14 protein-coding genes are annotated in these 13,950 nt (G+C 74.7%); all 14 read left to right on the forward strand.

Annotation, left to right across the window (positions count from 1 at the left end; all coding sequences use genetic code 11):
• Positions 1 to 12 precede the first annotated feature (12 nt).
• Entirely contained in the window at positions 13 to 1,155 is a 1,143-nt protein-coding gene (locus ACIP60_RS24515) for an LLM class flavin-dependent oxidoreductase (protein WP_400688165.1), read from the forward strand.
• Complete coding sequence (locus tag ACIP60_RS24520) at positions 1,152 to 2,687, forward strand: Gfo/Idh/MocA family oxidoreductase (protein WP_400687756.1); 1,536 nt, start codon at positions 1,152 to 1,154, stop codon at positions 2,685 to 2,687. The genes ACIP60_RS24515 and ACIP60_RS24520 overlap by 4 nt, the downstream gene beginning before the upstream one ends.
• Complete coding sequence (locus ACIP60_RS24525; protein WP_400687758.1) at positions 2,687 to 3,694, forward strand: phosphotransferase; 1,008 nt, start codon at positions 2,687 to 2,689, stop codon at positions 3,692 to 3,694. Before ACIP60_RS24520 ends, ACIP60_RS24525 begins: the two co-directional genes overlap by 1 nt.
• On the forward strand, positions 3,691 to 4,995 hold the full coding sequence (locus tag ACIP60_RS24530) for a hypothetical protein (protein ID WP_400687760.1): 1,305 nt from the start codon (positions 3,691 to 3,693) through the stop codon (positions 4,993 to 4,995). Before ACIP60_RS24525 ends, ACIP60_RS24530 begins: the two co-directional genes overlap by 4 nt.
• The gene (locus ACIP60_RS24535; RefSeq protein WP_400687762.1) at positions 4,992 to 5,678 is read left to right on the forward strand and encodes a PIG-L deacetylase family protein; all 687 of its coding nucleotides are present in this window, start codon (positions 4,992 to 4,994) and stop codon (positions 5,676 to 5,678) included. Before ACIP60_RS24530 ends, ACIP60_RS24535 begins: the two co-directional genes overlap by 4 nt.
• A 68-nt stretch (positions 5,679 to 5,746) precedes the next feature.
• Positions 5,747 to 6,685: a phosphotransferase family protein gene (locus ACIP60_RS24540; protein WP_400687764.1), complete on the forward strand. Its 939-nt coding sequence runs from the start codon at positions 5,747 to 5,749 to the stop codon at positions 6,683 to 6,685.
• Between the two features lie 90 nt (positions 6,686 to 6,775).
• Positions 6,776 to 7,798, forward strand: a complete 1,023-nt coding sequence (locus ACIP60_RS24545) for an NUDIX domain-containing protein (RefSeq protein ID WP_400687766.1) — start codon at positions 6,776 to 6,778, stop codon at positions 7,796 to 7,798.
• Positions 7,799 to 8,196: 398 nt separating this feature from the next.
• Entirely contained in the window at positions 8,197 to 8,721 is a 525-nt protein-coding gene (locus ACIP60_RS24550) for an NUDIX domain-containing protein (RefSeq protein WP_400687768.1), read from the forward strand.
• 189 nt (positions 8,722 to 8,910) lie between these two features.
• Positions 8,911 to 9,630: a SpoIIE family protein phosphatase gene (locus ACIP60_RS24555; protein ID WP_400687770.1), complete on the forward strand. Its 720-nt coding sequence runs from the start codon at positions 8,911 to 8,913 to the stop codon at positions 9,628 to 9,630.
• A 331-nt stretch (positions 9,631 to 9,961) separates the two neighbouring features.
• Positions 9,962 to 10,273, forward strand: a complete 312-nt coding sequence (locus tag ACIP60_RS24560; RefSeq protein WP_400687771.1) for a hypothetical protein — start codon at positions 9,962 to 9,964, stop codon at positions 10,271 to 10,273.
• Positions 10,274 to 10,278: 5 nt separating this feature from the next.
• The gene (locus ACIP60_RS24565) at positions 10,279 to 10,854 is read left to right on the forward strand and encodes a hypothetical protein (RefSeq protein WP_400687773.1); all 576 of its coding nucleotides are present in this window, start codon (positions 10,279 to 10,281) and stop codon (positions 10,852 to 10,854) included.
• Positions 10,855 to 10,911: 57 nt separating this feature from the next.
• Positions 10,912 to 12,927, forward strand: a complete 2,016-nt coding sequence (locus tag ACIP60_RS24570) for an ATP-binding cassette domain-containing protein (protein WP_400687775.1) — start codon at positions 10,912 to 10,914, stop codon at positions 12,925 to 12,927.
• Between the two features lie 112 nt (positions 12,928 to 13,039).
• Positions 13,040 to 13,276, forward strand: a complete 237-nt coding sequence (locus tag ACIP60_RS24575) for a hypothetical protein (protein WP_400687777.1) — start codon at positions 13,040 to 13,042, stop codon at positions 13,274 to 13,276.
• 76 nt (positions 13,277 to 13,352) lie between these two features.
• Positions 13,353 to 13,943, forward strand: coding sequence for an NUDIX domain-containing protein (locus ACIP60_RS24580; RefSeq protein WP_400687779.1), 591 nt, complete (start codon positions 13,353 to 13,355; stop codon positions 13,941 to 13,943).
• The last annotated feature ends 7 nt before the right edge of the window (positions 13,944 to 13,950 follow it).

Consider the following 13,950-nt stretch of genomic DNA (forward strand, 5'->3'; position numbering starts at 1 on the left):
CCCTTGAGCCCCTTGACGTTCCACTGGTTCCTGCCCACCGGCAGCGACGGCGCCACCCTGATCACCGGCACGCGCGCAGTCCACGGCCCCGGCCACGACACCACCGCCGCACCCGGAGCCGGCCGGCACCGCGCGCCCGACCTGCGCTACCTCGCCCAGATCGCGAGGGCTGCCGAGCAGATGGGCTTCGACGCGATCCTCACCCCCGCCGGCACGTTCAACGAGGAGGCGTGGATCACCTGCGCCGCCCTCACCCAGCACACCGAACGCCTGAGGTTCCTGGTCGCGCAGCGCCCGGACTCCATATCCCCGACGCTCGCCGCGCAGATGGCCGCCACCTTCCAGCGCCACAGCCGGGGCCGACTGCTGCTGAACGTCGTCACCGGCGGCGACCCGGCCGAGCAGGCCCGCTTCGGCGACCTGCTCGACAAGGCCGCCCGGTACGAGCGCACCGACGAGTGGCTGACCGTCCTGCGCGGCGCCCTGGCCCCCGAGCCGTTCGACCACGCCGGCGCCCACTACGACGTGCGCGGCGCCACCGTCTTCTCGCCCCCCGACCCGCTGCCCGGCGTGTACTTCGGCGGCTCCTCCGACCAGGCGCTGCCCATCGCCGCCCGGCACGCGGACGTCTACCTCACCTGGGGCGAGCCGCCCGCCGCCGTCGCCGCCAAGCTGGAACGGGTGCGCACCCTGGCCGCCGAGCAGGGGCGCCGCGTGCGGTTCGGGATCCGCTTCCACGTCGTGGCCCGCGACACCAGCGAGCAGGCGTGGGCCGCCGCCGAGCGCCTGCTGACCGGGATCGACCCCGCGCACGTGGCCCGGGTGCAGGCCACCCTCGCCGCCGGCGAGTCCACCGGCCAGGCCCGCCAGTCCGCCTTGCACGCCGACTTCCGCGGCAGCGGCCGCGCCGCCGACCTTCAGGTGTATCCGAACGTGTGGGCGGGGGTGGGGCTGCTGCGCGGCGGCGCGGGTACCGCGCTGGTCGGCTCGCACCGCGAGGTCGCCGACCGCATCACCGAGTACGCGGCCCTGGGCATCGAGGAGTTCATCCTGTCCGGGTTCCCGCACCTGGAGGAGGCGTACGAGGTCGGCGAGGGCGTCCTGCCCCTGCTCGGCGCCGGCGCCGGCACCGGGTGTGCGGCGGTGGCCCGGTGAGCGCCCCGGTGAACGTCCTGGTGATCGGGGCCGGGCCGCACACCCGCCTCAACCACCTTCCCGCGCTCGCCGCCGCGCAGGACGCGGGCCTGGCCGGGACGGTGACCGGCGTCGACCTGCCGCACGTCGCCGCCGCGGTCGAGTACGGCACACCCGGCCGGCCGCGGCGGATGCCCGTCGTCCCGGTCGAGCCGTTCCCCCTCTCCCGCCGCACGCTGCCCGGCGCGGTACGACGCGCGCTGGAGGACGTGGTGGAACGTGAGCGCGTCGGCGCGGTCGTCGTGGCGAGTGAGCCGTCCGTGCACCTGCCCTACGCGCTGTGGGCGATCGGGCGGGGCCTGCCGCTGCTGCTCGACAAGCCGCTGACGGTGCACCCGGGCGCGTCCACCGACCCGGTGGCCGCGCAGGCGATCGCCGACGACTTCGAGACCCTGCTGGACGCCTACCGCCAGGCGCTGCGGCGCGATGAGCGGATGGTGGTCAGCGTGCTGGCCCAGCGCCGCTGGCACCCGGCCTTCCGCCGGGTGCGGGAGCTGATCGCCGAGGTCGCCGAGGCCACCGGCTGCCCCGTCACCTCGGTCCAGTCCAGCCACGGCGACGGCCAGTGGCGCCTGCCCCACGAACTCGTCGACCTCACCTACCACGGCTTCACCAGCGGTTACGGCAAGGCCGCGCACTCCGGCTACCACCACGTCGACATCGTGCCGTGGTGGCTGGCCGCCGGCGAGCGCCCGGGCAAGGAGATCGACGAGATCGAGGTCCACGCCGCGTGCACCCGCCCCGGCGACTTCCTCGCCCAGCTCACCGTCGCCGACCACGCGCGGCTGCTGCCCGGCTTCGCCGAGCGCAACCCGTACAGCGAACAGGACCTGCTGGAACTCACCGCCGGCTTCGGCGAGGTCGACGTGCACCTGAACGTCGCCTACCGTAGCCGCGGCCGGGTGCTGGCGCTGGGCAGCCACACCCTCGCCCACACCACCTTCTCCCAGCGCGCCGCGCTCGACCCGGTCCCCGGCAGCCTCTACAAGGGCAACGGGAGGATCGGGCAGGAGAGCCACATCATCCAGCAGGGCCCGTTCCAGGCCGTGCACCTGCGTATCCTGCAGACCCTGCACGGCGGCGGGGAGGGCGTCGACCCGCGGGCGGCGGGTGGCGCCGACCACATCGAGCTGCACGTCTTCCGCAACGACCGGTTGAACTTCGGCTGGGAGCGGCACCAGATGCTGGGCTTCGCCGACCTCGTCCAGGGCAGCGGCCCGGGCGCGGTGCTGCCGACGCAGCGCTCGGCCCGCAACTGCGCCGTCACCGAGTTCCTCTCCTACCTGGCCGGCTGCCTCCCGCGTACCGAGCTGGCCTCCGACCTGGCCGACCACCGGCGCCCGGCCCGCCTGATGGCCGCCGCCTACCTGTCGCTGGCCCGCCGCTGGGCCGCCGGCGACCGGCCCACCGCTCCGGCGGTGCTCGACTTCCACCCCGTCCCCGCCTCGGCGGAGCCCGCCGGGCGGGCCCTCGCCGCTTCGGGGGTGGCGTGATGACCGCACCGCTGGCCACCCACCGCACCATGCCCGACCTGGCCCAGGTGCTGGGCCGGCACCTGTTCACCGTCCTTGCGGCGTGCCGCCCGCACGCCGGCCGCCTCACCCGCGTCGACGCGTGCACCGGCGGCAACGTCAGCCACGTCCACCGGGTCTGTGGCGAGGCGGGCAGCGTCGTCGTCAAGGTCCGCGGCCACCGGTTCGCCAGGATCCCGATCGCCACCGACCCGGCGCTGATCGCCGTCGAACACCGCGCCCTGACCCTCCATCACGCCCTGCTGCCCGACCTGTTCCCGCAGGTCCTGGCCTTCCTGCCCGAGGCGCACGCCATGGTGATGACCGACGTGTTCCCCGACCGCCGCACCTGGCGCGAGCACCTGGACGAGCGCGGCGCCACCGCCGAGGAGTGCACCCGCCTGGGCACCGCGCTGGCCCGCGTCCACCTGGCCACCGCAGGTCTTCCGCCGCTGCGCGAGGGCGACGGCGACGACCTCTTTCGCTCCGAGCACGCCTACGGCTACTGCCTGCGCGCCGCCGGGCACCACGCCCTGGACGAGGCGTGCCGCCGCCTGGACGCCCGGCCCGGCCGCCAGCTCGTCCTGGGCGACTTGAGCCCGAAGAACATCAGCCTCGCCGCGGGGCGCACCGCGATCGTCGACCTCGACAACGTGCACACCGGCGCCCCGCTGTTCGACGTCGGCTACCTCCTCGCCCACCTGGTCCTGCACCACCTGGCCCGGCCCGAGCACCTGCACCCGCTCACGGCCGCGCTCCTGGACGCCTACGCCCCGGCGGCGGCCGGGTGGTGGCGCGGCGACGACCTCCTCGCCGCCGTGGCGGCCGGGGTGCTGCTGTACCGGCTGGAGGCCCGCACCGTCCCCTACCCGCCCACCGCCCCGCCCGCCACCGCCGACCGGGTGCGCCGCGGCCTGCTGCGGCTGCTGGACACCGGGCCGTTCACCGTCCCTGAACTGCTGCAAAGCGCACGGCAGGTGGCGCAGTGAACTTCCCCCTCGCCCCGGCGGCCGGCGACCGGCCGGACCTGGTCGCGCTCGCCGAGCTGAGCGCCCGCGGCATCCACGCCCCCAGCGTCTCGTCACTGGCCCGCGACCAGAGCCCCTTCGCGATCCCCACCCCCGCCTGGACCCGCACCGTCGCACCGGGCATCCACCTCACCGCCCGCCCCGTCGACCTGGGCGGCGGCCGCTTCACCAACACCTACACCCTCGACCTCGACCTGGAACGCGCCCGGTGCCGGCCCGTCTCCGCCCCGGCCGGCTTCCACCTGCGCCGCCTGGTCACCGGCCCCGCCGTCGCCGCGGTCTCCGGTGCCTTCGCCTACATCTCCGACGACCCCGCCTACCAGGCCGCCGAGCCCTGCCTCGACCTCGCCGTCCGCGACCACCGTGCCGCCAGCCTGCCCACCGCCGCCAAGCCCGCCCTGCTCCTGCGCCGCGGCCGCCTCCAGGTACGCGCCCTGGCCGCCGCCGGCACCCTCACCGTCGCCGGCCGCCCGCACACCTGGAGCGGCTCCAAAGAGGCCGGACCCGACCCGGCCCCGCCCGGCCACCTCACCGTCTTCGGCGCCGCCAACTGCCGCATCCGCTACCGGGACGACCCCCGCACCGGGTTCCGGCGCGACGTCGATCCGGCCGCCAACACCACCCCCCTCGACCCGGCCGTCCTCGACTGCACCGTCACCCCCACCCCCGACGGGCCCCGGATCACCGCCCTGCACCCCGGCGGCGGCGCCGACCTGTTCACCGGCGCCTACATCCTGCGCACCCAACGGCCCTGGCCCGCCCACCTCGCCCTCGGCGCGCCCGTGGACGTCACCACCCTCGACACCCTCCCCGTCGCCGACATCGACAGCGCCCTGTCGCTGGGCCCCTCCGCCGCCGACGCCGCCGCCGGGCACACCGCCGCCTGGGACCAGAGCCTGGGGACCTCGCCGTTTCGGCCCGGCGCCCGCTACGCCCGCACCCTGCTCGCCCTCGACGGCCGGCACCTGACCCTGACCGTCCTGGACGGCGCGCCCCTGGCCCCCGGCTTCCAGGGCGCCACCGCCCAGGAGACCGCTCAGCTCATCGAGCAGGCCGAGCACGACCCGGCGAAGGTGTTCCACCTCGACGGCGGCCAGACCTCCAAGATTGCCTACCGGCACGGCCCCCGCCAGGTCGACGCCGTCGGCAGCCTCCACTACCTGCGTTGGCCCCAAGGCGAGCACGAGACCTTCCGCTGGCAGGGCCTCGACGGCCGCCTCCTGCACAGCGCCCTGCAGATCACCACCGAGGAGCCCTCGTGAACGCCCCCCGCACCGGCCGGTCCGTCTTCGCCGTCGTCGCGCACCCCGACGACGCCGAACTCGCCATGGGAATGCGGCTGCTGGAGCACGCCCTGGCCGGCGACCGCGTCCGCGTCCACTGCCTGAGCGCCGGACGCCCCGGGAAGGACGACGGCCAGGTGCGCCGCGCCGAGTGCCTGGCCGCCGCGAAGATCCTCCACATCAGCCGGTACACGTTCAGCCCGATCCCCGACACCCGCTTCACCGACCACCGCGGCGCGATCAACGCCGCCCTCTTCGACGCCTTCGCCGAGGAGCGGCCCGACATCGTCTACACCCACTACCCCGACGACCAACACCTCGACCACGCCGTCACCGGCGAAGAGGCCACCGCCGTAGCACTGCGCGAAGCCGCCGACCTGGTCTACTGCCGCTCCCCCTACAGCCGCAACTTCGAACCCAACATGTTCTTCGTCGGCACCCCCGAGCACCTGGCCGCCAAGCAGGAGGCGCTGGCCTGCTTCGCCTCCCAGCAGCAGCTCGACATGGACACCTTCACCGGCCTGAACACCCTCGCCTACCGGCAGCACGTGCACCACCGCGTCGTCGAACGCTTCCCCGACGGCGCCCACGGCGCCGAGATGTTCCGCACCGCCCGCCAGATCGTCCACGCCACCCACCCGGACGCCACCGCCCGGCCCTAGCCGAGGCACCGCTGCGCCCCTTGACCTCCACCACCCCGCCCACCACCTCGACCAGACAGGCACACCCGATGACCAGCACCCTCACCCGCAGCGGAGAGGAAACCCTCCCCGCCCTGCGGGAGGCCGGACTCCTCGCCGGCTTCGACACCGCCGCGGCGCAGCTGATCCGCGCCCTCGACAACGGCGTCTGGCGCCTGAGCGGCGGTATCGTCGCGCGCGTCCACCAGCCCGGCACCGAGACCAGCGCCCGCAACGAGATCCGCGGCACCTACTGGCTCTACGGCCACGGCATCCCCGTCCCGCTGCCCCGCCGACCGACACCCGTCATCGCCGCCGACCGCCCCGTCACCTTCTGGACCGACCTCGGCCCCGGCAGCCCCGCCAACCCCGCCGACACCGCCCAGATGCTACGCACCGTCCACCAGCTCCCGGCCCCCGCCGACTTCACCCTGCCCACCCACAACCCCTTCGCCCGCTTCCCCGCCCAGATCGCCGCCGCCCACACCACCAGCGAGAACAAGGACTGGCTGACCGCCCACGCCGCCCGCCTGCGCGAGCAGTGGCTCACCCTCGACTGGCCCACCCACAGCTGCGTCATCCACGGCGACGCCGGCCCCGGCAACACCATGGCCACCGCCGCCGGGACGTTCCTGATCGACTGGGAACGGATCTCCATCGGCCACCGCGAATGGGACCAGGCCACCGCCGCCTGGCACCGCGACACCTTCGGTGCCAGCCCCGACGACTACACCGCCTTCGCCCACGTCTACGGAAGCGACGTCACCACCTGGCCCGGCTACACCCTCATCCGTGACGTCCGCTCCCTGTGCACCACCCTGTTCGCCCTGCGCCACGCCACCGCCAGCCCCGAGGCCCGTACCGAAGCCGACCACCGCCTGGCTTGCATCCAGGGCACCGCCGGCCCGACCCCGCGCCCGTGGGCGGCCCGCAAGTGGACCTGGACCCCGCCCACTCGCGCCACAACCCGCCTGGCACTGGTCAGCTGACCCCGCCTCCGGCACACGAAGCACCACTTCTTCCCAGGTCACGGCGGCCCGCTGCCGTCCTCCGATCCCCGATACGAAAGGGCGTCCACGATGCGAAGGACCAAGCCCGCCGAGCAGCAGGATGCACGTGGCCCCGACCCCGGCACCGATGCCCAGGATGTCCTGGCGGCCCATTCGACCCCGCTGCTCAGCGTCCGCGCCCTGGTGCGCGATAGCCAAGGGCTGCTGCTGGTCATCGACCGCGGTGAGCAGGGCGGCTGGGGCCTGCCCGGCGGCCTGGCGGGCAGCGAGTTGCCCGCCGCCGTGCTCGCCCGTCACCTGCGCGAAGCCATCGGAGTCGAGGCCGGAGCCGGACGGCTGCTGACCGTAGACACCGTGCCCTCCGACCGGTTCGGCCAGCCGCTGCTGGAGCTCCTCTTCGCCGCGCACCTCCCCACGGCTGCGAGCACCGTGCGGGCGGAGACCGACGGGGTCCGCTGGGTCGGCGAGGCGCGGGCGCTCGAGCTACTGGGCCCGGGCGCGGCGGCACGCTTGCGGGCCGCGCTGGGCGCGGAGAAGGGCGCGCACACCGCGCTGCTCCACGACGGCGAACCGGTTGAGCCGTCCTCGCAGGACCACTACCGGCAGTTGCCCTCGCCGATGATGGCCGCGACCTGGCTGGTCCGCGACACTGCCGGGCGGGTCCTGGTGCTGGAGCCCACCTACAAGTCGCACCTCGAACTGGTCGGCGGCATGGTCGAGGCCGGCGAGGTGCCCGCCGAGGCGGCTGAGCGCGAGGGCGCCGAGGAGCTCGGACTGTGCCGGCAGTCCGGGCGGCTGCTGGTGGTCGACAACGTCCCGGCCCGCCTGACCGCGTACGGGCGCGCCCTGGTCGTTCACGTCTTCGACCTGCCGCCGCTGAGCGCCGGCGAGGTCGCCGCTCTGGTGCTCGACCCGACCGAGGTGCGCTCGGCCCGGTGGCTGCCGCCGAACGAAGCCCTCGAACAGCTGCCGTGCGTCTTGACCGTCAGGCTGGCGGCCGCGCTGCGCGCGTTGGAACGCGGCACCGTCGAAGTCCTGGACCACGCCGACACCGTCTCGCTCGAGGACCCGGCCCGGAGAGACGCCGAGTGAACGCGCCCGGCCGCCGGAGCGGCCGGAGCGATCCTGCTGCCGGGCCGTTCCCCCCGCGCCGGTCCGGCAACAGGATCGCTCGAAAGAGTGAACCGCGCGGCCGTCACCGCAGCCGCTGCGCCCCACCTCCCGGGAAGCCCTGGAACCGCTCGCACCGGGACCGCGAGATGGGTTCGAACAGGCTCTCGCGGCCTGCGCACCGGCCCCACCCACCCGGCAGAACGTCGACTCAGATGGCCGCCGGAGCGCTGCCAAACCCCCGGGGCAGTGACCGAAACATCCCTTTCGACCAGGGCGCGCCCAGGAGAACGCCCACTTGAACACACCCTCCGAACAGCACCATCATCGGACGTCGCCTCACCTACAGCCGACACCAACTCTGCCTGAAAGGAGACTAGTTGAACCCGTTCAGTGATACCTCCGTGCGGCACGCCAGCCCCGATGCGGACGCACTCGCCACGCCGGTGAGCGATCCCGTCACCCTGGCCGTCGGAGTCCACCTCGTCCTGACCGACGCCGAAGGCCGCGTGCTGCTCGGCCGCCGCCGCAACACCAGCTACGCCGACAACCTGTGGCACACCCCGGCCGGTCACCTGCTGCCCCGCGAATCCATCACCGCCGGCATGGCACGCGAGGCGATGGAGGAGCTCGGCATCACCATCGCCGAAGCCGACCTCGACCTCCTCCACACCCTGCACCACTTCGACGCCGACGACGGCCGCAGCCGCGTCCAGCTCTTCTTCGGCACCTCGCACTACGACGGCGCGCTCCGCAACGCGGAGCCGCACAAGTGCTCCCAGCTGAAGTGGTGGCCCACCGACTCCCTGCCGGCCGACACCGTCCTGTACACCGCGCACGCCCTCGCCGAGATCGCCCGGGACAGTCGGCTGTCCGTCGTCGGCTGGCCCAGCACGGCCACCTAGTCCGGGGCGGCAGGCGGCACCGAGCGGCTTCCGCACCCGACACCGACGCCGGAGCACCCGCCAGAACCATACGGAACAGCAACCGCGCCACCGCACTCCCGACTACGCCGACACCACGGAGGCCGGCAACCGCGGGCCCCGCCCGGTCCGGAACCAGGAACCAGGTACTCGCCAACACGGAGGAGAGACATGGCACAGCACGTCACGATCGGTACCGCCCAGCGGCCGGGTACCAAGTCCCCCTGCGCGGACGCGTACGGCGTCGTACGCACCGGCACCCGGGTCACCGCCACGGTCGTGGACGGCGCGGGCCATAAGCCGGAGACGGTGCGGTTCGTGCAGGCCGCCGCCGAGACGATCACCCTCCTGGGCCCGGACGTCGGCGGCCTGGCCGCGCTCGTCACCGCCGGACGGATGGCCAGGGCCTTCCCCGAGCCGAGGCCGCACGCCTCCGCGCTGTGCGTCCGGACCCTGCCCGGCCTGCCCGTCCTCGTCCACTGGATCGGCGACTGCACCGTCCACGGCTGGGACGGCGCCGAACTCCTCCCGTACAGCACGCCCCAAACGTGGGGCGAGTACCTGCGCACCTACGGCAAGATGCCGGTCGAGGTCGGCGCCCGCTACGACGACTGGCCGCGCTTCGGGCTGGCCCAGGCGCTGGAGACGACCTGCCGGGAGGCGGAGATCCCCGAGCGCGTCCGCCTGGTGATGCTGTGCACCGACGGCGTCTCAGGCCAGGTCGACCCCGCCCGATGGCGGCAGCTGTGCGCGGAGCACGAGAACGACCCGCAGGCCCTGGCCGACGCGCTGGTCGCCGCAGCCGCCCCCGACGCCGAGGGCTACCGGGACGACGCCACGGTCGTCGTCCTGCGGATCGTCCCCGACCCGGCCGCGCATCCGTCCGGCTGACACACCGCCACCTCACGCCGTCGCCCGATCCCGTCCGGGAGGACCCAGTTGCCGCACCCCGAGCACGACGTCGAGGACCGTTCCTGCGACTGCCGACCGGCCGCCGCGGCGGCCGTGGCGCTGGCCGCGTTCCCCGCCGCGGTCGCGGCGGATCCTGACGGGCCGGGGCCGTACGACGCGCGGGTGCTGTCGACGATCGGCCGGGTGCCAAGGCACGTGCTGGTCCTGCGACTGCTCGCGCCGGTCGGCCCCGAGCGGCTGGCGCCCGCTCGACCTGGAGCAGCACCCGGCCCAGCACCGGGCCCACTGCTACGGGCTGGAGCAGATCCTGGTGGAGCTCGACCAGCCGGATGCCGTCCCGGTGGGCGGAGCTGTGCACGGGGTGCCGACGGCCCAGAGCTCGACAACCGGCCTGATCGCCGCCGCCCTCACCGGCCTGGCCCCGGCCCGGGGGAAGCGGCTGGTGGAGGTCGGGGCGTACACCGGCTACCTGGCCGCTCTGGCCGCCGACCTGACGGGGCGGCAGGTGACGGGGGCGGAGATCGACCCGGGCCTGGTGCGGGCCGTCTCGCCGCGGCCGGTGTGGACGTGCGGATGTCGGTGCGGGACAGGCTGCGGGGCCTCGCGGGCTGGTGGGAGGTGATCGCCGTGTCCTACACAGTACGGGGCCTGCCCGCCGCGTGGAGCGGTGCGCTGGCACCGGACGGTCGGCCGGCGGCCACGGCGCCGGTCTGTGCGCCGGGCTGGGGCGCGAGCGCGCTGGTGCGCCGCGGCGAACACGGGACGTTGTCCGGCCGGTTGGAGTGCGGGCGCTGGAGGCATGTGCCCGACCGCGCCGGCGGGTGGCTGTCGCTGCCGCAGGACGCCCCGGGCGGGCCGGGGCGCCGCCGCACCTCGGTACTCGCGCCGCCCGGGGAGGAGCCCGGCTTCTGGGTCGCGGCCGCGCACCCGCTGTCCGGGGTGCGCCGCCACTACCGCCGGCCCGGCGTGGAGCCGGGCGCGGTGGTCCTGGTTGACGACGCGGGCTCGCGCGCCGAGGTCGTCGCGGACGGGTCAGTGATGACCGAGTGGGGCCCGCAGGCCCTGCGGGCGGAGGCCGAGGCGGTGCACGCCCGCTGGGCCGCGGCGGGCCGCCCCGCCGGACACGACCTCGAGTTCGGTCCGACCGGGCCGGTGCGGGCGGTGGGCGGCCCGGGCCTGTCCTGGGAGCGGCCACCGCTCTGACCCTTGATCGCGTCCCCTTTCCCGTCCCGTGTCCGTGCCGACCATCGGAGGCTCCGCTTGACCGACCACACCACCACGACCGCCCCCGTGCCGGGGCCCCGCACCCCCGACTTGCCGCCTCCACCTCAGCGGGTGCGGGAGGTGCCCGCCGACGGCGACCTCGGCGGGCAGATCACCCAGGGCTACTGGGAGACCTTCGAGGGCGAGGCGTCCCGGACCGCTCTGGTGACGATCGCCCGCCGCCTGCCGGCCATCGTCATGCAGGTGTGGGGCACCGCGTGGCGCGCGGACGCGCGGGCGGCCGTCCTGGTCGCCGTGCTGCAACTGGCCTCCGCCGCGATGGCGTCGGCCGGGCTGATCGCCAGCCTGGGCGTGCTGCAGAAGGTCTTCGCGGGCGGCGCGACCGGGCAGCGCATCCGCGCGGCGCTGCCCGCCCTGGCGGTCGTCGCGGCGCTGCTGATGCTCCGCGGCCTGGTCGACGCCGGCATCTCGCACTGGCAGGCCAGGCTCGGCCCCCGGGTGCGCCAGCAGTTGGAGGCCGACTTCCTCGCCCTGACCAGCCGGGTCGAACTCGCCGCCGTCGACGACCCGACCTGGGCCGACGAGGTCCGCCGCGCCAACGACCGCGGCCTGTACTACGCCAAGAACTCGATCGACAAGACCATCGAACTGGCCAGCGCCGCCCTGGCGCTGCTCGGCGCGGCCGGCGTCCTCGGCATCCTGCACCCCGTCCTGCTCGTGCTGCTGCTGGCCGCCGTCGTGCCCAAGGGCGCCGCCTCCGTCCACTCCATCCGCGCCGGCTACCTCTCCGCGGTGCGGCAGAGCACCCTGCGCCGCCGGATGCTGCACTTCTCCTGGGTCCTGTACGAGCGCAACACCGCCGCCGAACTGCGCGCCTCCAACGTCCAGCAGGCCCTGCTGGACGAGCACCGCACGCTGTCCGCCAAGATCACCGACGAAGAGGTCGCCCTCGGCGAGCACCAGAGCCGCGCCGCCCTGCTCGGCCGCGCGCTCGGCGGCCTGGGCATGTTCGCCACCTACGCCGCCCTCGCCTGGATGCTCGGCGCGGGCTGGATGCCGCTGGCCACCGGCGGCGCCGCCTACCTCGCCATCCAGGCCAGCCAGAGCGCCCTGCTGCGCCTGGTGATCGCCGGACACCAGGTGTTCGAGCACGCCCTGTGGGTGGAGGACCTGAAACGCTTCGAGGACAGCTGCCGGGCCCGGCTGCCGCGCACCGGCGCGCCAGCGCCCGCCGCAGTCCAGAAGATCGAAGTGCGGGACGTGCGCTTCACCTACCCGCAGGGCACGCAGGCCCTGCGCGGGGTAAGCCTGACCCTGCGGGCCGGAAGGAAGTACGCGTTCGTCGGCGCGAACGGCTCCGGCAAGTCCACCCTCTCCCGCATCCTGGCCGGGCTGTACGAGCCGACCGGGGGCACCGTCCACTGGGACGGCGCGGACGTGCGGGAGTTCGACGCGGCGAGCCTGACCGGACGGGTCGCCCTCGTCCTCCAGGATCCCGGGCACTGGCCGCTGCCGGCCCTCGCCAACATCACCATCGGCTCCGGCACCCTCACCACCGCCGACCCCGAACGGGTGCTGCGGGCCGTGCGGGCCACCGGCGCCGACCGGGTGATCGCCGGGCTCGACCGGCAGTGGCACACCGTGCTGAGCCCCCAGTTCGAGGGCGGCGCGGAACTCTCCGACGGCAACTGGTCCAAGATCGCCTGCGCCCGCGGCCTCTACCAGCAGGCCCCGGTCCTGGTGATGGACGAGCCCACCGCCAGCATGGACCCGCTCGCCGAGGACCAGCTCTTCCGCGCCGTCCTCGACGAGTACGCGGGCTCCGACACGATCACCGTCCTGGTCTCCCACCGCCTCGGTCCCGCCGTCGCCTGCGACCGGGTGTTCGTCTTCGACCAGGGCCGGATCGTGGAAGCCGGCAGCCACCAGGAACTCATCGCCCTCGGCGGCACCTACGCCGAGATGTTCGAGACCCAGGCCGCCGCCTACCGCACCAGCACCCGGCCCGGTCCGGCCATCTCGGCGGCCAGGGACGGAAAGAGCGATATGTGAGCGTCTGGATCAATGAGACCCTCGACGGCGGCCTCGCCCCGCATCAGGTCGCGAACCGGGCCCTGGAACTCCTCACACCCGAGCCGACCGGCGGCCCGGAAGCTGGTGGGCGGTGACGGGCCGTCACCGGCGGCCACCGGAGCCCGCGCCGCCGGAGCCCGCGCCGCCGGAGCGCGCCGCCGCGCTGCTGCACGCCGCCGGCACCGGCCGGGCCGTAGAGGAGGAGGGCGTCGTCGTCTTCGACGGCAGCGCCGTCCCCTACGCCTACCGGGACGTGCACCACCCCGACGGCCGGTACGAGCGCCACCTCCAGCGTCTGGACCCGCCGCCACCGACCCTGCCCCTGTGACCCGTGCCCCGTCCGCGGGGCACCCCGCACTGTGCCCCCTGCCCCTGCGGCACGACCGGAAGAAGGAGTCGACGACATGATCGAGGGCTGGACCACGCAGGAGTCGGTGGAGGTCTTCCGCGGGCAGCGGGTGGTGGTGCGCCGCGATACGGTCCGGCGGGCCGACGGCAGCCCGGGTACCTACGAGTACATCGAGTCGGTCGACGGGGTGCGCGTCGCGGCCCTCGACGACGAGGGCCGTATCGCCTTAGTGGCGGAGAACGTCCACGTGTGCGGGCTGCGGCTGCTCATGTGCCCCGGGGGCGGGTGCGGGGCGGACGAGGACGCGGAGGCGGCCGCGCGGCGCGAACTGCGGGAGGAGGCCGGTATCGAGGCCGCCCGGATCGAGCCGCTGACGACGATGTGGCGGATGCCCGCCGGCGCCCGGACCCGCGAACACCTGTACCTCGCCACCGGCCTGACCGTCGGCGAGCACCGACGGGAGCCCAGCGAAGCCGACATGGAACTGCACTGGATCCCGCTGGTCGAGGCGGTGGCGATGTGCGGCGACGGCCGGATCACCGAGGCCGGCACCCTCGCGGCCGTCCTGCTCACCGCGCAGCGCACCACCGGCCCGCTGCCGCACCAGGCCACCGACCGCGCACCGTCGCACCCCGCAGCCCGCTGACCGCCCC

Origin of the sequence: Kitasatospora sp. NPDC088783 (genome assembly GCF_044750705.1) — a bacterium.
Lineage (GTDB): Bacteria > Actinomycetota > Actinomycetes > Streptomycetales > Streptomycetaceae > Kitasatospora > Kitasatospora fiedleri.